Annotated in this window: 26 protein-coding genes; all 26 read right to left on the bottom strand. The window is 64.6% G+C overall.

Translation table 11 applies throughout. The features are described 5' to 3' along the window. Positions 1–10: 10 nt before the first annotated feature. A complete protein-coding gene (locus VRZ08_RS15450; RefSeq protein WP_107346148.1) occupies positions 11–1117 on the bottom strand; it encodes an electron transfer flavoprotein subunit alpha/FixB family protein in 1107 nt (368 codons plus the stop codon). A 24-nt stretch (positions 1118–1141) separates the two neighbouring features. Continuing rightward, positions 1142–1987: an electron transfer flavoprotein subunit beta/FixA family protein gene (locus tag VRZ08_RS15445; RefSeq protein ID WP_346295804.1), complete on the bottom strand. Its 846-nt coding sequence runs from the start codon at positions 1985–1987 to the stop codon at positions 1142–1144. A 330-nt stretch (positions 1988–2317) separates the two neighbouring features. Further along, the gene (gene nifW, locus VRZ08_RS15440; RefSeq protein WP_414533095.1) at positions 2318–2668 is read right to left on the bottom strand and encodes a nitrogenase stabilizing/protective protein NifW; all 351 of its coding nucleotides are present in this window, start codon (positions 2666–2668) and stop codon (positions 2318–2320) included. A 28-nt stretch (positions 2669–2696) separates the two neighbouring features. Then, positions 2697–3890 carry a homocitrate synthase gene (nifV, locus tag VRZ08_RS15435; RefSeq protein ID WP_414533094.1) on the bottom strand — a complete coding sequence of 398 codons (1194 nt, stop codon included), beginning with the start codon at positions 3888–3890 and terminating at the stop codon, positions 2697–2699. Further along, positions 3883–5115 (bottom strand): cysteine desulfurase NifS, encoded by a 1233-nt coding sequence (nifS, locus tag VRZ08_RS15430; protein WP_107357088.1) that lies wholly within the window; start codon positions 5113–5115, stop codon positions 3883–3885. The genes nifV and nifS overlap by 8 nt, the downstream gene beginning before the upstream one ends. Then, complete coding sequence (gene nifU / locus VRZ08_RS15425; protein WP_414533093.1) at positions 5112–6101, bottom strand: Fe-S cluster assembly protein NifU; 990 nt, start codon at positions 6099–6101, stop codon at positions 5112–5114. Before nifU ends, nifS begins: the two co-directional genes overlap by 4 nt. A gap of 27 nt (positions 6102–6128) precedes the next feature. Further along, positions 6129–6449, bottom strand: coding sequence for a HesB/IscA family protein (locus VRZ08_RS15420; protein ID WP_013504427.1), 321 nt, complete (start codon positions 6447–6449; stop codon positions 6129–6131). Between the two features lie 408 nt (positions 6450–6857). Beyond that, positions 6858–7568 (bottom strand): nitrogen fixation protein NifQ, encoded by a 711-nt coding sequence (locus tag VRZ08_RS15415; RefSeq protein ID WP_230762517.1) that lies wholly within the window; start codon positions 7566–7568, stop codon positions 6858–6860. Positions 7569–7585: 17 nt separating this feature from the next. Further along, positions 7586–7897, bottom strand: a complete 312-nt coding sequence (gene fdxB / locus VRZ08_RS15410; protein WP_107346155.1) for a ferredoxin III, nif-specific — start codon at positions 7895–7897, stop codon at positions 7586–7588. A 59-nt stretch (positions 7898–7956) separates the two neighbouring features. Further along, complete coding sequence (locus VRZ08_RS15405) at positions 7957–8163, bottom strand: CCE_0567 family metalloprotein (RefSeq protein WP_107357091.1); 207 nt, start codon at positions 8161–8163, stop codon at positions 7957–7959. Between the two features lie 17 nt (positions 8164–8180). Then, positions 8181–8645 (bottom strand): NifX-associated nitrogen fixation protein, encoded by a 465-nt coding sequence (locus tag VRZ08_RS15400; protein WP_012497763.1) that lies wholly within the window; start codon positions 8643–8645, stop codon positions 8181–8183. Position 8646: 1 nt separating this feature from the next. After that, entirely contained in the window at positions 8647–9045 is a 399-nt protein-coding gene (gene nifX, locus VRZ08_RS15395; RefSeq protein ID WP_107346158.1) for a nitrogen fixation protein NifX, read from the bottom strand. 55 nt (positions 9046–9100) lie between these two features. Further along, on the bottom strand, positions 9101–10474 hold the full coding sequence (gene nifN, locus VRZ08_RS15390; RefSeq protein WP_414533092.1) for a nitrogenase iron-molybdenum cofactor biosynthesis protein NifN: 1374 nt from the start codon (positions 10472–10474) through the stop codon (positions 9101–9103). A gap of 10 nt (positions 10475–10484) precedes the next feature. After that, entirely contained in the window at positions 10485–11948 is a 1464-nt protein-coding gene (gene nifE / locus VRZ08_RS15385; RefSeq protein ID WP_414533091.1) for a nitrogenase iron-molybdenum cofactor biosynthesis protein NifE, read from the bottom strand. Positions 11949–11986: 38 nt separating this feature from the next. Beyond that, positions 11987–13546 (bottom strand): nitrogenase molybdenum-iron protein subunit beta, encoded by a 1560-nt coding sequence (nifK, locus tag VRZ08_RS15380; RefSeq protein ID WP_107357095.1) that lies wholly within the window; start codon positions 13544–13546, stop codon positions 11987–11989. 77 nt (positions 13547–13623) lie between these two features. Further along, entirely contained in the window at positions 13624–15087 is a 1464-nt protein-coding gene (gene nifD / locus VRZ08_RS15375; protein WP_107357096.1) for a nitrogenase molybdenum-iron protein alpha chain, read from the bottom strand. A gap of 71 nt (positions 15088–15158) precedes the next feature. Further along, complete coding sequence (gene nifH, locus VRZ08_RS15370) at positions 15159–16052, bottom strand: nitrogenase iron protein (protein WP_054161688.1); 894 nt, start codon at positions 16050–16052, stop codon at positions 15159–15161. Positions 16053–16659: 607 nt separating this feature from the next. Further along, positions 16660–17562, bottom strand: a complete 903-nt coding sequence (locus VRZ08_RS15365; protein WP_414533090.1) for an SIR2 family protein — start codon at positions 17560–17562, stop codon at positions 16660–16662. A gap of 14 nt (positions 17563–17576) precedes the next feature. Continuing rightward, the gene (locus tag VRZ08_RS15360; protein ID WP_414533089.1) at positions 17577–17855 is read right to left on the bottom strand and encodes a hypothetical protein; all 279 of its coding nucleotides are present in this window, start codon (positions 17853–17855) and stop codon (positions 17577–17579) included. Positions 17856–17857: 2 nt separating this feature from the next. Further along, positions 17858–18058, bottom strand: a complete 201-nt coding sequence (nifT, locus tag VRZ08_RS15355) for a putative nitrogen fixation protein NifT (protein WP_107357099.1) — start codon at positions 18056–18058, stop codon at positions 17858–17860. A gap of 37 nt (positions 18059–18095) precedes the next feature. After that, positions 18096–18329: a nitrogen fixation protein NifZ gene (locus tag VRZ08_RS15350; RefSeq protein WP_107357100.1), complete on the bottom strand. Its 234-nt coding sequence runs from the start codon at positions 18327–18329 to the stop codon at positions 18096–18098. Beyond that, positions 18329–18628 carry a nitrogen fixation protein NifZ gene (locus VRZ08_RS15345; RefSeq protein ID WP_414533088.1) on the bottom strand — a complete coding sequence of 100 codons (300 nt, stop codon included), beginning with the start codon at positions 18626–18628 and terminating at the stop codon, positions 18329–18331. Before VRZ08_RS15345 ends, VRZ08_RS15350 begins: the two co-directional genes overlap by 1 nt. Further along, a complete protein-coding gene (locus VRZ08_RS15340; RefSeq protein WP_164571232.1) occupies positions 18625–19410 on the bottom strand; it encodes a 4Fe4S-binding leucine-rich repeat protein in 786 nt (261 codons plus the stop codon). Before VRZ08_RS15340 ends, VRZ08_RS15345 begins: the two co-directional genes overlap by 4 nt. After that, positions 19400–19939, bottom strand: coding sequence for a hypothetical protein (locus VRZ08_RS15335; RefSeq protein WP_107357103.1), 540 nt, complete (start codon positions 19937–19939; stop codon positions 19400–19402). Before VRZ08_RS15335 ends, VRZ08_RS15340 begins: the two co-directional genes overlap by 11 nt. A 3-nt stretch (positions 19940–19942) precedes the next feature. Continuing rightward, positions 19943–20299 carry a HesB/IscA family protein gene (locus VRZ08_RS15330; protein WP_107346171.1) on the bottom strand — a complete coding sequence of 119 codons (357 nt, stop codon included), beginning with the start codon at positions 20297–20299 and terminating at the stop codon, positions 19943–19945. A gap of 10 nt (positions 20300–20309) precedes the next feature. Further along, positions 20310–20531 (bottom strand): 4Fe-4S binding protein, encoded by a 222-nt coding sequence (locus VRZ08_RS15325; RefSeq protein WP_107357105.1) that lies wholly within the window; start codon positions 20529–20531, stop codon positions 20310–20312. Between the last annotated feature and the right edge of the window lie 2 nt (positions 20532–20533).

Here is a 20533-nt window from a genome sequence, read left to right as displayed (position 1 = left end):
CAGCCTCCTGTTAGCTCGCGATACGATCGCGGGTGTGCGGCGACAGCCGCTTGCGGAACGCTTCGGTGAGCGCCGGCAGCAAGCGGATCGCATCGGTGACGAGGGCGAGATGGGCGAAGTCGAAGATCGGCGCGTTCTTGTCGGTGTTGATCGCGACGATCAGATCGGAGCCGTCGACGCCGACGCGGTGCTGAATCGCGCCGGAGATGCCGGCGGCGATGTACAGCTTCGGCCGAATGGTCTTGCCGGTCTGGCCGATCTGGCGGTCGGCCGACACCCAGCCCTTCTGTACCAGCGGCCGCGAACAGCCGTATTCGGCGCCGAGCACGCCGGCGAGCTGGCGCACCAGCTGGAAATTCTCCGGCGAAGCCAGCCCGAGACCGCCGGCCACGACGATATCGGCATAAGCGAGGTTCGAGGTCGCCTTGTCGCGATCCGGCACGAAAGCCAGGATCTTGGTGACGATATCGGCTTCGACCAGACCGAGCGGGAATTCGATGACGCGGCCGACCGGCTTCTCGACCCGTTCGGGCATCGACATCACGCGCGGACGCACGGTCGCCATCTGCGGGCGGAAGTTGAGCGTGTAGATCGTGCAGAGCAGCGAGCCGCCGAAGGTCGGACGGGTCGCGGCGAGCGAATTGTCGGAGTCGACTTCGAGCTCGGTGCAGTCCGCGGTCAGGCCGGTGAGCAGCGTGGTCGCCACCGCACCGGCGAGGTCGCGGCCGAGCGTCGTGGCGCCGAGCAGCAGGATCTCCGGCTTGTGGGTATTGACCAGATCTGTCAGCGCCTTGGTGTAGGACTCGTTGCGATAGTCGGTCAGCACGTCGTCGGCGACGACATAAGCGAGGTCGGCGCCGTAGCAGAACGACTCGGCGACCGCGGCCTTGGTGGCGTCACCGGTCGGGCCGATCACCACCGCGGCGAGCTCGACGCCGAGCTTATCGGCGAGGCGGCGGCCGGAGCCCATCAGCTCCCAGGAGACGGGGTGAACGTGACCACGCTCCTGCTCGATAAACACCCAGACGTGCTTATAGGCTTTGAAATGCTCGGGCAGCTCCTTCTTGGCGGCGGCGCGTCCGGCGGGCTGCGGGGCAGGCTTGGCGGGCTGGCTCATCGAAGCGGCTCTCTGTTCGGGTTGTCAGAATCCGCGCGCCAGCTCGAACATTTCGTTCTCGAGCTTGGGCCGGAGCTTGAAGATTTCGTCGATCAGAGCTTCCGCCGGCGGCTGGCCGGCGGCCTCAACGACCTTGGCCTTCTCGGCCCGCGGGGTCGGCGCGAACACGCGCTTCACCACCGTCGGCGAGCCGCGCAGGCCGCACTTCTGGATGTCCTCGACGCCGGCGTCCTGCGCGCTCCACTTCACCACTTCGGCGCGGGCCGCGTTCAGCGCATTGACCATCGAGCCGCGGCGCACCTGATTGGTGCCTTCCAGCATGGTGATCAGGCATGGCAGATTGCTGCGCAGCACCTGCACGCCGCCTTCGGAGCGGCGTTCGACTTCGATGGTGCGGGCTTCGAGGTCGAGGGATGAGACCTTCGAGACGTAGGTGAGCTGCAGGAAGTCGAGCCGCTTGCAGATGCCGGGGCCGACCTGGGCGGTGTCACCGTCGATGGTCTGCTTGCCGGTGAACACCACATCGACGGCACCGAAGGTCGAGCCGATCTTGCGGATCGCCGCGGCGAGCGCGTAGCTGGTCGCCAGCGTGTCGGAGCCGGCGAAGAAGCGGTCCGTGAGCAGCACGGCGCGGTTGGCGCCGATGGTGAGCGCCTTGCGCAAAGAGTCTTCGGCGGTCGGCGGGCCCATCGTCAGCACCGTGACTTCGCCGCCGAACTTGTCGCGCAGCCGCAGCGCCTCTTCGAGCGCGAACAGATCGTAGGGATTGATGATCGTCGGCACACCCTGGCGCATGATCGTGTTGGTGACCGGATGCACGCGGATCTGGGCCGAGTCCGGAACCTGCTTGATACAGACGACGATATGCATGGAGTGGCTCCGCGCTTGCTGACAGAAGCTTGACGACGGAGACTTATGAGCAAGCCTCGTACCAACTTTTCCGCCGAGGAAAATATCGCGCCAAACCAATCATTTGCGACGGGCAGCCGGGATTGTTGCCGGCGCTTCCGAGGGTTGCAATCCGACAACTCCGACACTTGTCGGGAAGGCGACAGCGGCGTGACCGACCAGACATTTCACGCCGCTGTGAGATCGCCCGTCAAACACGACATGGATGTGAGAAAATGCGGATGGCAGGCACAGCAAAACGGCCCGCCGCGAACGCGACAGGCCGTCGATAGCAAAACCAAGAGGCGGCGGTTACTTCAACGCGTCGAGCGGGACGAAGGCCGGGCGCTTCGGCGTCTTCGGCGCCACCGCGTCCTTCAGCACCTTGAACACCCGCTGGTCGAGCGGCGAGGACGCGACGAAATCGGCATAAGCCCGCTCCAGCACCGCCTTGCAGCGGGCAGCGGCTTCGCCGCCCGGCAGGTGCTCGAGATCTTCACCGGCGAGATACTGACCCATGCGCCGGAGGATGTGCAGCCGCGCGACGTTGAGCAGCTTGGGATCGTAATCGACGCCGAGCAGTTCGAAGAACTCCTCGGCGGAGCCGGCGCGCTGCAGCCGGGCCACGATATCGGCGGGTTCGGTGACGGCGGATGTGCTCATCTCGGTCTCCTTGATCTGTTGTCGCCGCTCAGGCGCAGGTGGTGAGCGTCCGCTCGCGAACTTCGCGCCAGATCGCGATCAATGTCTCGTTGCCGACCGGGCCCTTGTGGGTGACCGCATAACGGCGAACCCTGGCCAGGATGCCCTGCGCCTCGTCCGCGGTCGCGGGTAGATCGAGCTTGGCGAGCGATGAGGTGATCGCCGACAGGCCGGAATGCTTGCCGATGACGATGCGGTTGGAGCGGCCGAACAAATTTGGATCGAGCGACTGATAAGTGCGCTGATCCTTGAGCAGTCCGTCGACATGTATTCCCGATTCATGGGTGAAGACGTGCTCGCCGACGATCGCCTTGTTGAGCGGAATGGTGCGGGCCGCCGCGGTCGCGACCAGATCGGCGACGTTGCCGAGCTCCGACAGCACGATGCCGGTGTCGCGGCCATAGAGTTGCTTCAGCGCCACCGCGACCTCTTCGAGCGGCGCGTTGCCGGCACGCTCACCAAGGCCGATCACCGTCACCGAAGCATGGGTGGCGCCGGCACGCAGCGCGGCCAGCGTGTTAGCGGTGGCGAGGCCGAGGTCGTCGTGGCCGTGAAATTCAAGCTCAAGGTCGGTCGAGGCACGGAGCGCCGCGAGCAGCGCGTGGCTGGAGAACGGGTCGAGCACGCTCAGTGTGTCGGCAATCCGAAACCGGCGCGCGCCGGATGCCTTCGCGGTGGCAATCACCTCGGCGAGGAATTCGGGATCGGCACGCGACGAATCCTCGCCGCCGACGGCGACATCGAGGCCGCGGTCGCGGGCATAGCCGACCACGCGCTTGACGGTTTCGATCGCATTCGAACGTAGGCCGCCGAGCTTCGCAGCGATCTGCACGTCCGACACCGGCACCGAAACATTGACCATCGAAACGCCGGCCTTCAGCGCGGCATCGACGTCCTCGGTGCGCATCCGGCACCAGGCAATCGTCGTCAGCGGCAGTCCGGCCTCAACGATGGCGCGGATCGCCGCGATCTCGTCGGCGCCCATCGCCGGCGTCCCAGCCTCGATTTCGGGCACGCCGGCGCGCGCCAATGCGCGGGCGATCGCGACCTTTTCGGCGGTGGAGAACGCAACACCCGGAGCCTGCTCACCATCGCGCAACGTGGTGTCGTTGAGCACGATCGGAGTGGACTGAAAACCGCAGGACTGATCCGGCCGGGCGATCTCAGACTTGATCTCAGACATGGGTTGTTCCTTGCGCACTTCCAGACGAACGCCCGACCGCTTGCGGAGCATCATCGGCCCCGAACGGCGAGATTGCCCGCAGCTTGGCGACCACGGCCGGAACGACTTCCAACGCGCGGTCGATGTCGGCATCGGTGTTGTCGCGCGACAGCGAGAACCGCACGCCGCCCCGGACCGCGTCTTCGGCGACTTTCATGGCCAGCAGCACATGCGACGGCTCGAACGAACCGGTCGCGCACGCCGACCCCATGGAAGCCGCAATGCCGGCCCGGTCGAGCAAGGTGATGATCGCCTCGCTGTCGATAAACGAGAATGCGAGGTTCGAGGTGTTGGGGAGGCGCTCGGCGCGAGCACCGACGGCGACGCAGTGATCAACCCGCGCCAGGATCTCGCGTTCGAGCCGGTCACGCAGACCGCGCACGCGAATGTCCTCGTCGGCCATCGCGCCAGCGGCAAGCTCAGCCGCGATACCAAGACCAACGATGCCCGGCACATTCTCGGTCCCGGCGCGGCGGCCGCGCTCCTGCTGACCGCCCTTGATCTGCGGCTTGAAGCGGATGCCGTTCCGGACATACAGCGCGCCGACGCCCTTCGGGCCATGCAGCTTGTGTCCGGACAACGACAGCATGTCGATCATGGTCGACTGCAGATCGATCGGGCACTTGCCCACCGCCTGCACCGCGTCGGTGTGAAATAGCGCGCCGACTTCCTTGGCAAGCTCAGCCAGATCCGCCACCGGCTGGATCACGCCGGTTTCGTTATTGGCCCACATGATCGACGCGATCGCGACACGGTCGGACATCGCTTCGCGATAGGCCAGAATGTCGAGCCGGCCCTGACGATCGACCGGGATCAGGTGAACGCGGATGCCCTTGTTCTTCTCCAGCCAAGCGCACAGCGACAGCACTGCCGGATGTTCGACCGCCGAGATGATCACTTCACGCCGGCGCGGCGCCGCTTCCAGCGCGGACAGGATCGCGGCGTTGTTGCTCTCAGTGCCGCCCGAGGTGAAGATCAGCTCGTGCGGCTGCGCGGCGCCGACCAGCGCCTGGACGCGTTCGCGCGCCCGCTTGACCGCAAGCGCGGCGTGACCGCCGAGCCCGTATTTCGATGACGGGTTGCCGTAGTACAGCGAGAAGTACGGCAGCATCGCTTCGACGACGCGCGGATCGGTCCGCGTCGTTGCATTGGCGTCGAGATAGACGATGTCTGCCGGCTCGTTCATGACACCGGCACCACGCGTAGCGGCCGGCCGAACTTCTCGGCCAGCTTGGCCTGGACACCCGAGAGCGTCACCGACGAAAGCTGGCAGCCGACGCAATTGCCGGACAACCGGACATAGACGATGTTGCCGTCGAGGCTGACGAACTCGCAGTCACCACCATCGCGCTGCAGATGCGGCCGCAATTCTTCGACCGCCTCGGCGATCAGCGCCTCTTGCGGCGGCGCATCGACGAGTCCGGACGGCGGAGGCGCCGGACGTGACGGCGTGGCTTTGGCGATCGGGCGCAGATGCGCGGGCGTCGCCTTGGCGGCAAAGATGTTGGCGGCCGGCGGCGGTGCGCCGTGCGGCTTCAACTCGGCGGTGCGCGGCGTCGCGGAGCCGATCCGGTAGGCGTCTTCGGCCGCAATCAGGCCGTCCTCGACCATCTCGGCATTGACGCGCGCGAGCAGGGATTCGATCTGCTTGAAGCAGGTGCTGCAGCTGCCGGCAGCCTTGGTGTAGGCGGTGACGTCGTCGAGGCTGGTCAGCCGATTGAAGCGAATGGTGCGCTCGATCATCATCTGGCCGACGCCGAGGCACTTGCAGGCCGGCGGCGCATCGGCCTCGGCCACTGCGGCCTTGCCGCGATACGAGCCGATCGCCTGCTGCAGGGCCTCAAAAGTCATCACCGCGCAGTACATCCGCTCGCGCGGCAGATCGCCCAGGTAGTCGGCGATCGCCGCGGCGCTGATGCCGCTGGCTTCATCGATGGTCTTGCCGGTGATCATGTCGGTGAGGGCCGCCGAAGCGGCGATCGCCGAGCTGCAGCCGAACGCCTGAAAGCGGGCCTGCGCGATCCGCCCGTCGTCGGGCTCGACCTTCAGCATCAACTTGACGGCGTCGCCCCAGCCGATACTGCCGAACCGCCCGACTGCATCAGCCTGCGGCAGCGGACCGGCATTCGGGGAAGTGGAGAAGTGATGATCGAACTTGCCGAGGCTGAGCATGGCCCGCTCCCGTGGCTGGCGCTGCGCTTAACCGAACGACTTACCGCAACCGCACTTAGTGCCGGCGTTGGGGTTGTCGAACGTGAAGCCGGAGCCTTCCAGGCTCTCGACGAAGTCGATGGTCATGCCGGACAGCAGCGGCTGCGAGTCCGGATCGATGAACACCTTGACGCCGCCGGCTTCGACCACCGCGTCATCAACCCGCGGCTCCGCATCGAGACCGATCAGATATTTGTAGCCGGCGCAGCCCCCCGCCTCGACCATAACGCGCAGCCCGGCTTCAAGCTTGCCGGCGCGCGACATCGCAGCCTTCACAGCGGTCCCGGCTTGTTCGGTGAGAATGATCATGGTCGGCCTCCATTTGTTGGGTCCGACATCAACAAGTGCAACCGCTGTGCCAGCGCGGGCACAGACGGCAAGCCACTGATTTCGTGCAAAATTATCAGCACCCGACAATGTCGGACGTCCGACATGGTCGCGAAGCCGACGGTTTCCGACAATCGCTCGCAGCTTAGAGGCGAGCTACCCCGCTACGCGGCGCTAACCTCTCCCCGCGCGCGGGGAGAGGTCGGCCCGGCAAAGCCGGGCCGGGTGAGGGGGCGCCTCCAGAGGTCTGAGCATGCGAGCTGTATTCGCCGGACTACCAACGTCACTATTAGCACTCGGCCGTGTGGTGAGGCCCCTCATCCCGCCCTTCTCCCCGCGCGCAGGGAGAAGGAGCCCGCTGTGCATGCGGCGATGCTTTCTGAATCTGACTTAAGCCACGCCCGCCGCCCGAAGCTCCACCTCGCGGCGGCGGATCGCCATCCGGCTTTCGCCGCTTTCTTCACCGAAGCACTCGGCGAAGTCGCCGCACTGCGAGCAGACCGGGGTGCTACACATCACCATACCGTCGTCTTCGCAGAGCTTGCGGTAGAAGAACCGCTTCCAGCGCATGTTGCGGGTGTTGTCGCGGGCCAGCGGCTCGAAATGCCGCATCAACAGCCGGCTCAGCTCCGCGCGGCTGCGCAGGCCGAGATCTTCCCACAGATGCTCCGGCTGCATTGCCCGGCGCGCCACCATCGCGGCGAGCCAGCGACCGACGTCGCCCGAGGTCGAGCGATGCTTGAGCAGCAGGTCGCGAACCATGCCTGCTTCCTCGTCCTCGTCGTGCTCGCCGACCGCCAGCACCGACAACAGGACCGAAACATGCGGGAACCAGCCGACGATCAGCGCCGCGAAATCGTCGGCCGTCAGACCGCTGGACTCCGTGATCGAGCCGGGTTCGGTGACCGCAACCGACAGGATCGACGCCAGCACGTGACGATCGAATGCTCGATCGTCATCGATCTGGGCTTCCGCCGGAGTGCAGCCGGTCAAGGCCCGGTACACCACCGCCGGAGAGGACGCGAAGCTCGACGCCGTCACGCGCAGCGGCAGCGCCGCTGCCGTCGCGCCTGCCGCCTGGATTCCCGCTGCGCCGAGCATGTCCGTCGCTCCCTTGCTTAGAGCCCGAGTTCGCTAGCCTTGACGTGGGTCTGGCATGCCTTCGGGCAGACCCGGACGCAGGCCGAGCAGCCGATGCAATTGCCGGCCGCGTCGAGGACCATCACCTTGCGGACGAACTCCTCGTCATCGTCATCATCATCGAGCGAACAGGCGACCAGTTCGCCCTCCTCGTTGACGCCCATCAGATGCATCACGTCGCGCGAGCACACCTTGTGACAGCGGCCGCAACCGATGCACTTCTTGTCGTCGATCGCAGTGAGGTAAGTCGGTTCCCACGGCTGGCCGTCGCGGGTGGAAAAGATCGCCATTGTTCGCTCCTGCGCGCGGCTCGCGGCCGCGCCGTTTGGGCTGAGGCGTTCGGCCGCGATCAGGCGGCTTTCGCCTCCAGCTCCTTCAAAGCCTTCCGCGCAGCTTCAAGGGCCGCGTAGGCATCCTGGGTTTCCTGCGCCACTGTCATGATGGTCTGCCAATTGATCGGCAGCTCTTCCGACAGGTCGTGCAGATTCATCTTCATCGTCGTCGCGCGAGCGGACAGTTTCTTGATCTCGGCCTTCAGCGTGTCGATGTCGGACATGCGTTCTCGCTCTCGCGTTAGAGGTTGGCGACGTCGGGATATTTGCGGATCATCTCGCTGCCGGCGGCGACCAGCTTGTCGCCCTCCTCGGCCAGCTTGCCGAGGTTATCGAAGCCGAAGCGATGAACGTCGCGCATGTGCTTGTTGATGACGATCAACCGCCCGGCGCTGAGGATCAGCCGGCCGAAGCCCTCGTGGTGCATCTTCATCATCGGCGACACCATGATTCTGGTCTCGCGTTCGATCGACAGGGCGACCGCGTTGTAGAACAGCTCGAGCCGCCACAGCGTCTCCGGATCCGGATCGCCCATGATCGGAATCTCGCGACGCTTGGCCTTGTCGACGATGAACGGCTCCAGCAGCTTCAGATCGGATTTGCCCTCCCAGACACCGTGGGTGTCCTGAGCGCGGAGCTGCTTGACCAGTTCCTTGACGAACAGCGAGTCGAGCGCGGCGTCGGGAGCAGTGGTGGCTTCGGTCATGTCAGGCCTCGTCGGCAAAATCGAACGTGCGCTCTTCACCCTTCATCAGCGCCTTGCGCAGCCACGGCGGCGGCACGCCGCGCAGCACGCCCTGCAGCTTGGTGATCAGGTCGGTGATCAGCTCCGGCTGCGCCAGCTTCAGCGGGTGGACCTGAGCAGCGACAACGCGCGCCGCGCCGGAGCCGCCGATCGCCGTGCAGTACATGATGGCGCAATCCCGGATCGCGTCGATCTTGGCGACCAGCTTGTCCTCGTTGCCGTCTTCCTTTTCCTCGGCGAACTGCACCGCTTCGATGAAGCGATAATCGTCGGCGGTGACTTCGTAGATCGCGATATTCCGGGCCCAGCCGAAATGCGCATCGACGCGCGCAAGGTCCTGGGTGGCAAAGGCGACTTTCATGCCGGTTCTCCTGAGTTGTGCATCGGCGCTGTGCTCCGCTCGACTGCCGTCGTTGCTAATGAGCCGTAGCCGGCGCATCGGTCTGATCCGGACGAACAGAGGCACTCCGCCAGCTGTTCACATCCGGCTCCTTGATGTTGGCGATGAAAACGTTGCCGATCGCGAAGATCAGATCGCGGGTGCCGCGATAGCCGACCGCGACCTGATGCGCGGCACCGAGCCGATCGAACATCGGCAGCCCCATCCGGAACAGCGGCACGCCCAGTCGCTCGGCGGCCTGGCGGCCGTGCGAGTGCGTCACCAACAGATCGCAATCTTCAGCACGGCGTTCGAGATCTTCGAGATCGCCGATCAACACCTCGTCGCTCGGCACCTGGGCCAGGATCGGCGAGGTCGTGGTCGTGACCGCAGCACTGACGGTGCAGCCCATGTCGGCGAGCCAGCCGCCGATATTCAGCAGCATGTCCGGCTCGGCGCCGATCGCGACGCTCTTTCCGCCGAAATAGAAGTGACCGTCGAGCATGGCATCGACCAGCTGGCTGCGCTGGCGGCGATATTTCGGCGGCACCGGGCGGCCGCTGATCTTGGCCAGCGTCGCCATCAGCTCATCGGCGGCGGCAAGCCCGGTAACCCGCGCCAGCAGCGTGAACGGCACGCCGGCCTTGGTTTCGAGCGCCACCGCGGCTTTGCGCATCTGCTCGCCGAACGCCAGCGTATAGGCGGCGCCGCCCATCGCGGCGACTTCGGCGACCGAGACGCCGCCATGCGTGGTCGGTGTGAAGTCGTCCGGCAGATGGCCGTCGAGCGAGCCGGAGATGTCCGGCAGGAAGGTCGGTGTTAGGCCGAAAGCTTCGATGATGTCGCGCAGCTCGTCGATGTCGCCCGGCGTTAGATGACTTCCGGCCAACACGTTGATCCTGTCGGCATCCGGCGCGATGCCGACAGCCGGCGCCTCGACCAGGGTCTCGACGATCCGCGTCACGGTGGCGGCGAAGCCGTCTTCGAACGCGCCCTTGAAGTCCGGCGTCGACACCGGCACCAGCGCGACGTTTGCCAATTCCGGATGATTGGCTCGCACCATCTTGATGTAGCCGTCGAGATCGTCGCCTTTGATCTCGGTGACGCCGGTGGTGCAGATCCCGATCACGTCGGGCTTGGTGCGGCCGACGATGTTGACGATCGCCTGCTCCACATTCTCGAAGCCGCCAAGCACGGTGGCAACTTCGCTCATCGCCGTGGTCTGCAGCGGAATCGACTCGCGGAAGTGGCGAACGAACAACACCAGACCGAACGAGGTGCAGCCCTGGGAGCCGTGCAGCAGCGGCATGCAGTTGCGCAGCCCCATGAAGGCCAGCGCGGCGCCAAGCGGCTGACTCATCCGCAGCGGATTGACGGTGCAAGACTTGGTCGAGGTGACGATCTGTGCCATCGCAGCCTCCTTACGCTACCCGAGCCGAACGTCCGAAGATCGCGCGCTGGCGATCGTCGGCGGCGTTGGCGGCATCGGCGCGCTCTTCCCAGGTCACCTCGTCCCACGGCGGCGCGCTGCGCACCTGAGCCCAGATCGGATTGGACAGCGACTTGTCGATCTGCCGGACCATCTCGACGATGCCGACATAGCCGCAATACGCGTAGGTGCGCTCCTGGTTGATATCCATCCAGGGCATCCGCGCCTTCAGCGCGACGAACTGCGAACGCCCCCCCGACAGCATGATATCGGCCTGCGCCTCTTTCAGCATCTTGTACATTTCGCGCGGGCGCAGGTCGTCGATCTGGTGGACGTCCGGGCTCATCTCCTTGAGCCGCAGCTTGTCTTCCTTGGTCGACTTCTTGACACTGGTGCCGACGATCGTCAGCCCCGCTTCCTGCAACGCCGCCACCACAGACCACGACTTCACACCGCCGGTGATCAGCAGCACCTTCTTGCCTTCGAGGCGCGGGGTGTAGGCCCTGATTGCCGCCCAGGCCTTGGCCTCTTCGCGCGCGATCAGCGCTTCGACACGGTCCATCAGCTCGGCGTCGGCGCCGCGCTGAATCAGCAGGCGGGCGATCTGGCGCAGCGACTCGGAGGTGTCGCTGATGCCGTAGAACGATCCTTCGAAATACGGGATGCCGTAGCGCTCTTCCATCTTGCGCGCGACGTTGATCATCGCGGTGGAGCACACCATCATGGCGGCACGGGCGCGGTGCGACTGCGCCACCTCGTGATAGCGCGCGTCGCCCGACAGGCACGACAGGATGCGGATGCCGAGCTCGTCGAGCAGCGGCTTCACCTGCCACAGCTCGCCCGCGACGTTGTATTCGCCGATGATGTTGATGTCGTAGGGAGTCGTGAACTCCGGCTCCTGGGTGCCGATCACGTAGTCCAGCATCGCCTCGCCGGCGAGCTTGTTGCCGAGATTCTTCGGCCCGACAAAGCCGGGCGAGATGATCGGAATGCAGGGCTTGCCGAACTTCTCGGCCGCCACCTTGCAGACAGCGACGATATCGTCGCCCATCATCGCCGGCACGCAGGTCTGATACACGAACACTGCGGGCGGATCGTACTTCTCGATGATTTCCTTGATCGACCGGAACAGCCGCTTCTCGCCGCCGAAAATGACGTCGTTCTCACCCATGTCGGTGGTGAAGCCGGTGCGATACAGCTTCGAGCCGGACGACTTGGTGCCGCGGTTATCCCAGGACGAGCCTTCACAGGCGATCGGGCCGTGCACCAGGTGCGCGACGTCGACGATCGGCTGCAGCGCGATCTTGGCGCCGTCGAAGGCGCAGCCGCCGGCTGCGCCTCCCGGCTGCAGCGGTTTGCTGCAACCCTTCTTGCGTTGCTTGTCGGACTTGGCCTGATTGGCCGCACAGCCGGGCTCGTTGAAGACGTCTTGAATCTTGTCTGCGAGGCGGCTCATGCGGCACTCCTGTAATCAGGTTCTCCGAAGCTGCGGCATCACCGGATGATGTCGAAGCTGATGTCGGTCTTGCCGGCGGCGTTGGTCGACTTGTCCATTTCGTCGAAGATCTTGTCGAGGATCTTGACCAGGACGTTCATCGAACCCTGATAGCCCCACACCGGCGCGCGGTGATGGTGATGGCGATCGAAGATCGGGAAGCCGATGCGGATCAGCGGCGTGCCGGTGTCGCGCTCGAGATACTTGCCGTAGGTGTTGCCGATCATGAAGTCGACCGGTTCCGTGAACAGCAGCGAGCGCAGGTGCCAGAGATCCTTGCCGGCGTAGACCTTGCAACCAGCGCCGAACGGCGATGAGTCAAGCAGCGCCTGCACCTTGGCTTCCCACGTCTTGTTGCCGTTGGTGGCGAGGATGTGGGTGGGTTCGCCGCCGAGTTCGAGGATGAATTCGGCGAGGCCGTAGCACAGGTCCGGATCGCCATAGATGGCGAACTTCTTGCCGTGGATGTGGGCGGCCGAGTCGGCGATGGCGTCGACCAGCCGGCCGCGCTCCTTGGTCAGCGCTTCGGGGATCGCCTTGCCGGTGATCCGCGACACCGCCTGCAGGAAGCGATCGGTGCCGCTGACGCCGACCGGGTGATTGAACGCCACGACCTCCTGGCCGTGCTCGGCGATCGTCGCCAGCGTCTTTTCGGTGCAGAACTCCTGCATCGAAATCGTCGCCTTGGCGTGGACGGCGTTGGCGGCCTGCTCCAGCGTGGTGCCGCCGTCATACATCCGGAACTCGCCGTCGGCCGGGGTGTCCCAGACGTCGCTGTTGTCGCCGAAGATGGTGTATTCGACGCCCATCGTGTCGAAGATGCGCTTGATTTCGCGGAGGTTACCGACGGTGTAGCCGTCGAAGCCGCCGAGGAAGTTGATCGACTCGTTCGGCTTGCGCTCGAGCTTCGGCGCGGTGCCGGACTTGCCGTCCCAGAAGTGCTCGACCACGCCCTTCATGGTGTTGTCGTAGCCGGTGATGTGGCTGCCAACGAACGCCGGGGTGTGAGCGTAGGTGACGTCGAAGTCCGTCGGGACCGAGCCCTTCTCCTTGGCGTTCTTGATGAACGCGTTGAGGTCGTCACCGATGACTTCCGCCATGCAGGTGGTCGAGACCGCGATCATCTTCGGCTTGTACAGCGCATAGGCGTTGGCCAGGCCGTCGATCATGTTGTTGAGGCCGCCGAACACCGCGGCGTCTTCAGTCATCGACGACGACACGCAGGAGGTCGGCTCCTTGAAGTGCCGGGTGAAGTGGCTGCGATAGTAAGCGACACAGCCCTGCGAGCCATGCACGAACGGCAGCGTCTTTTCGAAGCCGACCGCCGCGAACACCGCGCCGAGCGGCTGGCAGGCCTTGGCCGGGTTGATGACAAGCGCTTCGCGGGCGAAATTCTTGTCCTGATATTCCTTGGTCTTGGTCCAGTCCGAGACGCGCGCGACCTCGGCTTCGCCAACATAGTTCTCGAAATTCTTCCGCTTGTTCTCCATCAACTCTTCGTACTGGGGCTCACGGAAGAGGTCGAAGTGATCGCGGATCTTCTCTGCGGTCTCGGTCATGGTGATGTCTTTCCCAAGAATTCGGTGTCGCGGCGCTTCCGGCGGCTGGCGCCGGAAGCCCGGTGTGAAGGTTCAGATCAGCTCCAAGGCGCCTTGGTCAGTTTCCAGACCGGGGCATTGATGGCGATGTCCATATCGCGGGCGAAGATGCCGAACCCGTCGTAGCCGTGATACGGGCCCGAATAGTCCCAGGAATGCATCTGGCGGAACGGAACGCCCATCTTTTGGAAGATGTACTTTTCCTTGACGCCGGAGCCGACCAGGTCGGGCTGCACCTTCTCGACGAACTTCTCGAATTCGTAGCCGGTGACGTCGTCGTAGATCAGCGTGCCGTCCTTCACGTAATGGGTGGTGCGCTGATAGTCGTCGTTATGGGCGAACTCGTAGCCGGTACCGACCACTTCCATGCCGAGGTCTTCGTAGGCGCCGATGACGTGGCGCGGGCGCAGACCGCCGACATAGAGCATCACCTTCTTGCCTTCGAGGCGGGGGCGATACTTGGCGATCACCGCATCCATCTTCGGCTTGTACTTGGCAATGACGCGCTCGGCGCCTTCCTTGATCTTGTCGTCGAACTTCGCGGCGATCTCGCGCAAGCTCGCTTCGATCTTGGACGGGCCGAAGAAGTTGTATTCAACCCACGGAATACCGAACTTCTCTTCCATGTGCCGCGTGATGTAGTTCATCGAGCGGTAGCAATGCAGGATGTTCAGCTTCGCCTTCGGGGTATTCTCCAGCTCGGCGATGGTGCCGTCGCCGGACCACTGCGCGATCACGCGGAGGCCCATTTCCTCGAGCAGGATGCGCGAGGCCCAGGCGTCGCCGCCGATGTTGTAGTCGCCGATGATCGCGACGTCGTAGGGGGTCGACTGGAAGCCGGCGTTCTTCTCGGCGGCCTTGTCGAACACCCAGTCACGGATCACGTCGTTGGCGATGTGGTGGCCAAGCGACTGCGACACGCCGCGGAAGCCTTCGCAACGCACCGGGATGATCGGCTTGCCGTCATACTGCTTCGACTTGGCCTTGGAGACCGCCTCGATGTCGTCGCCGATCAGACCGATCGGGCATTCCGACTGCACCGAGATGCCCTTGGAGAGCGGGAACAGCTCCTGGATCTCGTCGATGATCTTGCCGAGCTTCTTGTCACCGCCGAAAACGATGTCCTTCTCCTGGAAGTCGGAGGTGAACTGCATCGTGCCGAAAGTGTCGACGCCGGTGGTTCCCTTGTAATAGTTGCGGCGCGAGCCCCACGAATACTGGCCGCAGCCGACCGGGCCGTGGCTGATGTGGACCATGTCCTTGATCGGGCCCCACACCACGCCCTTCGAGCCGGCGTAGGCGCAACCGCGGATCGTCATCACGCCCGGGATCGACTTGATGTTGGACTTGACCGAGCACTCCGCCTTTTCGGCGTCGTACGTGTTCAGATGCTTGGCGCGACGCTTAGCCGACTTGTCCGGATAGGCCTCCAGGACTTCGGCGATCAGCGCCTTGTTACGTTCCTTGATGTCCGCGGGGGATTCTGCGACTGCGGTGCTCATCGTTGTTCCTCGTGTCTGGGGCCGCCGGGATGGCGGCCGGTCGCGCTAGGCGACCGGCCTGGCTGATGCGATCAGGCGGACGCGGCCGCCTTGGCGGCTTCCTTGGCGGCGAGCTCGGCGAGCTGCTGCTCCTCGGTCTTCATGATGCCGAAGTCGAGCAGCATCTCTTCCAGCTCTTCCATGGTGATCGGGGTCGGGATGGTGCCGTTGCCGCAGTTGGCGTGGACCTTGTTGGCCAGGGCGCGATATTCCTTAGCCTGCTGGCTGTCGGGCGCGTACTGGATCACGGTCTGGCGGCGCAGCTCGGCGTGCTGCACGATGTTGTCGCGCGGCACGAAGTGGATCAGCTTCGAGTTCAGCTTCTTGGCCAGCGCTTCGGCGAGGTCGAGCTCGCGGTCGGTCTGGCGCTCGTTGCAGATCAGGCCGCCGAGGCGGACGCCGCCCGACGAAGCGTACTTCAGAATGCCCTTGGAGATGTTGTTGGCGGCATACAGCGCCATCATCTCGCCGGACATGACGATGTAGATTTCCTGCGCCTTGTTTTCACGGATCGGCATCGCGAAGCCGCCGCACACCACGTCGCCGAGCACGTCGTAGGAGACGTAGTCGACGTCTTCATAGGCGCCGTTTTCTTCGAGGAAGTTGATCGCGGTGATAACGCCGCGGCCGGCGCAGCCGACGCCCGGCTCCGGGCCACCGGCCTCGGTGCACTTGATGCCCTTGTAGCCGATCTTCATCACGTCTTCGAGTTCGAGGTCTTCCACCGAACCCGCTTCCGCGGCGAGGCTCAGCACCGTGTCCTGCATCTTGGTGTTGAGGATCAGACGGGTGGAGTCCGCCTTGGGGTCGCAGCCGACGATCAGGATCTTCTGACCCATCTCGACCAGCGCCGCGAGGGTGTTCTGCGAGGTGGTCGACTTGCCGATGCCGCCCTTGCCGTAGAATGCGATTTGCCGAAGTGCCATGTTTTCTCTCCGTTGACCTAATGCCGCTTGATCGATTTGCGCCGAGGCGCAGCCTTCTTCCGTTCAAAACCGTCGCACGGCTCAGATGCGGACGTTGCCCTTTGCAGTAACTGCTCGGCCAACCATCCCTCGCCTTGCTGATCCCTGTTTTGCAACGAGCGTGCCAAGCTTCGCCGGAGACGAAAAAGTGTGTGTTTTCGCGGAGATGTAGAATGTCCGGGCAGAATGTACGTAGATGTTTAGAATCCGACATCGCTGCCGAGCGGACGACATCCCAGGGGACGGCTGTTAGAAACGAAACAAACTGATACCGGCCGGGCGTGCTAAGCGAGACTCTGTCGCAACTCGAGAACGGCTTCGCTGCGTCATCGCGAGCGAAGCGAGGCGATCCAGGGCCCGTTGTACGGAAGCAGGACCAAGCTCCTCACCATGACGAGGGCGAGTGCACGTATCGTCGTGCCCTGCCTTGTGCCGGGCATTCACGGATACGGCAGGATCTGGAGCAAGAACGGAGATGGCCGGCTTCCGCCGCGCCGAAGCAGCTTCGGCGCAGGCGGGACGAGCCGGCCAGGACGTTCATTGAGAGTGGGAAGAGACGAAGAAGTGCCTACGCGGTCAGCGCCTGGCTCTGCAGCAGTTCGCCGAGCATGGCGACGAACTTCGTCAGCGGCCAATCAATCCGGGTGATGGACTGTTCCTCGAGGAAGCGCTCCTCGTTGCGGGTCGGCGTGTCCGGCAACACGGCCCAATGCTGGGCCGAGGAGCGCTTCATGATCTGGCGGGCGAAGGCGCGGTCGAGCTGGGTATCGAACCGGCAGCCGAGGAATAGGAAGTTCCTGTCCTTGCGCAGCTGCTGCACCGTCAGCGGGATCGGCGTCTGAATGTCGATCTCGGTCAGGACTTCGACATAGTCGCTGTCGGACACCAGAAAATTGGCCGCCGGCGCGACCGAGCCGATCGGCTGATACAGCATCGTCGCCCAGCCGAGCGCCTCGTCCGGGACCGGCGCATACAGCGGCATCTCGTCTTCGGTCACGATGCCGGGTGCGGGCTCGGCAATCTCGCTGCCGTCTGGCTTGTAGTAATTCACCCAATGGCCGTGATGTTCGCTCTGGCTGACGCCCTGTGCCATGCCCCAATTCTGGCGAATGGCGAACGCCTTCTGTGGCAGGTCGTCATACCAGGCGTGGACCAGCAGCGGCAGCTCGGGCAGCGACGCCAGCATCCGATGCAGCTCGTTCGGCTGCGGCGAGGACCGGAACGCCTCGGCCATCATCGTCGTCAGCGTTTTGCGGTGCTTGAAGTTCTCGATGTACTGCGCGGCGCCGGTGAGATTGGTGCGGACCTTGTGCGGCACCGTGGTCTTCGCGGTCAGCCGCGCCACCAGCTCGGCCGGCGAGGTCGGCACGCTGCTCGATTCGCCGAGCGCCACGCAGGCCGAGCCGAGATACGGGATCACCTGGCCTCGCAACAAGCCTGCGGCGATGTCGTCGAGTGCTTGTACCGGCATGATCCTGCTCCCTGTCAGATCGCTCTTGCAGCCTTGTGATGGACCACCACCAGGCCGGTCGCGCGCGCCGCATCGGTCGTGATGGTCCAGCAATGGTTCGATCCGTCGACCAGATAGACGCTGAAGCGTGGATAATCGCGGAACGGCTGCTCTGCATAGATGTCGGACGCGTCACACTGCGTCAGCGACAGGCTGGAAAGCTCCTGCCGCACCGTCTTCAGCGCACCGGCATCAGCAGCGTCGCCTCCGAGCAGCGCGTCGAGCCGAGCGAGATCGTCGGACGACAGCGCCATGGTCAGAGCTTGCGGGCTTCGACGGTGATCGGCAGTGGCGTGTCCGCCGCCATCACCGGCAGTTCGAGCTGCCAGCCATTGGCAAGCGTAACCTTGCCGCCCCAAAGCGCGGGATTCTCCATCTCGACGATCGGCTCCTCGAGGTCCTTCTTGGCGACATAGGCGGAGTGACCGGTCGCGGTCTTGCGGATCATCACTTTCATCGAGGGTGGTCCTTTGCTTGGCCGCCGCGGCGACAGGTCAGAGTGGGGTGATTTCGTCTTCGAGGCAGCCGATCACCCGGTGTTCGGCGAATTCGACCAGATAGACCGGCCGATTAGTTTCGGTGTGCAGGCCGATCCGGACGATCTCACCAGGGTCGCCGCTCTTCACCAGGAGCGCGTCCTCCGGCTGGTCCGGAAAGCTGCCGTCATTGAACAGGTCGATCTCGGCGCGGACGCGCTGGCCCCATTGGTATCGCGGTTCCGGCGTCATCACATCGCCTCCTGCGCTTCGGCCTGGAAGGCTTCGACCGCAACCAACTCCCGCCGCTTCATCCCGACGATGCGGCCCTGCGCCACGAAGTCGACGCCGTAGATGTAGAACTGCTGCAGGAAGGTGCCGATCGAGACGACGTAGCCCTCGTCGCCCTTCTTCACCAGGACCTCGCCGATCTCTTTGCCGGGAAAGGTGCCGTCGTTGCGAATGTTGAGCCGCGCCCGGACCTTCTGGCCGTATTCAAACTCCGGCGGGCCGTCGAGCTCGACGATGTCGCTGTCACGCGCGATGTTCATGGCGAGGGCTCCGTTGCGGGTTTGAGCTGTGCAGGTTCGGTGAAGCCGCTGCGGCTGCGCGCAAGCTCGCGCACCAGCGGATCGGGATCGTCGAGCAGCGGCGCCAGTTCGTAGGCGTCGACACGGCTGGCGACTTCGTAGCGGACCCGCCAATCGGCATCGCCGAGCATCGCCAGCAGCCGGCCCGGCGTCATTCGCTTTGCGGCTTCAAGACGGACTTCGCCGTCCTTATCCATCGCGATCTGGGCCAGCCATTCCGGGCCGATCCGCCGAGCCACTTCGCGGCGCACGCCGGGATCGGGATCGAGCACCAACAGCGGCAGCAGACCGGGCGATGCCCGCCGCGCCACGATCTGGCGGACATAATAATCCTCGTCGCTCGCCATCGGGCGCAGTTCGTCGTCACTGAGGACCGAGGCGACGCGGATCCGCACTTCGCGATGCGGGTCGCTGCGCAGGCCGAGCAGATAGCGCTTCGGCAGCCGGCGTGCCGCGCTCCACCGCACCGTCTCGTCCGGATCCTGCAGCAGCTTCGGCAGCAGGAACACCGTGGCATAGCCCGCCGCAACCGCGCGCGTCTCGAAATACGGATGGTCGAGATAGGAATCGGCGAGCGCCCGGTTCTGCTGGAAGAACCGCTCCAGCCGCCGCGCATAGCGATCCTGGACACACGCCTTCTTCAATTCGCACAGCCCGGCGGACAGCAGCTCGTGATGCGGGCACGACGCACAATCAACCTCATTGCCCTGCCAATCACGGGCTTCGTCGATGTCAGTCGTCATCGTCCTGCCCTATCCGCCGCCACACATCGAGCAGCACGGCAGCGCCGACCTTGTCGGTCGGATCGAGTTCGAGCAGCTTCTCGACAGCCGCGTGACCTTCGTCGAGCTGGCCGAGCCGCATCTGCAAATAGGCGTAGGCCTTCAGCGCAAACAGATAGAACCGCGGCAGCACCGCCGAATAGCTGGAAAACTCGGCGTCGCCGCGGCGCACCCTGCGCCAGTCGGAGGCGAGGCCGTTGTCGCGCGCCGCCTTGCACAGGCAAGCCTGCGCCACTTCCAGTGCCTCGCCGAGACGGCCCTTATAGAAATAGAACCGGTACAGCCCGATCAGCACTGCGGCATGGTCGGGCGCCAGCAGATGAGCTTCGCGCAGATGCTGCTCAGCCAGCGCCTCGCTCTGATAGTCGCGGCCCGCCAGCTCGAGATGCCGATGCGCGTCTGCCGGCAGACCGGCGCCGAGCAACGCCCCGGCCAGCAACGACTGCTCCGGACCGGACATCGTCAGTTCGCTGTGCATCAGGTCGGGCATGGCTCACAGCTCCCGCAGCTGGTGCAGACCGGCGGTCGGCTTGGAGCCGCTGTCGCTGGCGCACTGACAGTTCGATCCCTTCGGATCGTGGAACATGAAGCCGCTGGAGGTCGGCGTCTCCATGAAATCGATCACCACGCCTTCGAGCAGCTTCAGGCTCGATTCCGGCAGGAACAGCTTGTAGTCGCCGCGATCGACCACCGCGTCGCCGGTGTGCGGCGCGCCGGCAATGTCGAACTGCGCCGACAGGCCGGAGCAGCCACCGGCGCTGACCACCAGGCGGAAGCCGCCGGTGCCACCGCTGAACCGCAGCATGCGACGGATGAATTTTTCGGCCGAGGGGGTGAAGCTCATGTCCATCGGAATCGCCTCATGCTGCCTGGTAGCGCGGGACGGAATTGTCGATCACGCAGGTGCCGTCGACCGGGCACACCGCGACACATTGCGGCTCGTCGTAGTGGCCGATGCACTCCGAGCACTTCGAAGGATCGATCGCGAAGGTGCCGGCCTTCTCGAAGATCGCCACATTCGGGCACTGCGGCTCGCAGGCCGAGCAGCCGGTGCATTGCGAGGCGACGATCTTGTAGGCCATGG

It is taken from the genome of Rhodopseudomonas sp. G2_2311, assembly GCF_047501505.1.
Taxonomy (GTDB): domain Bacteria; phylum Pseudomonadota; class Alphaproteobacteria; order Rhizobiales; family Xanthobacteraceae; genus Rhodopseudomonas; species Rhodopseudomonas palustris_H.
This window is presented reverse-complemented; position numbering and strand designations above follow the sequence as displayed.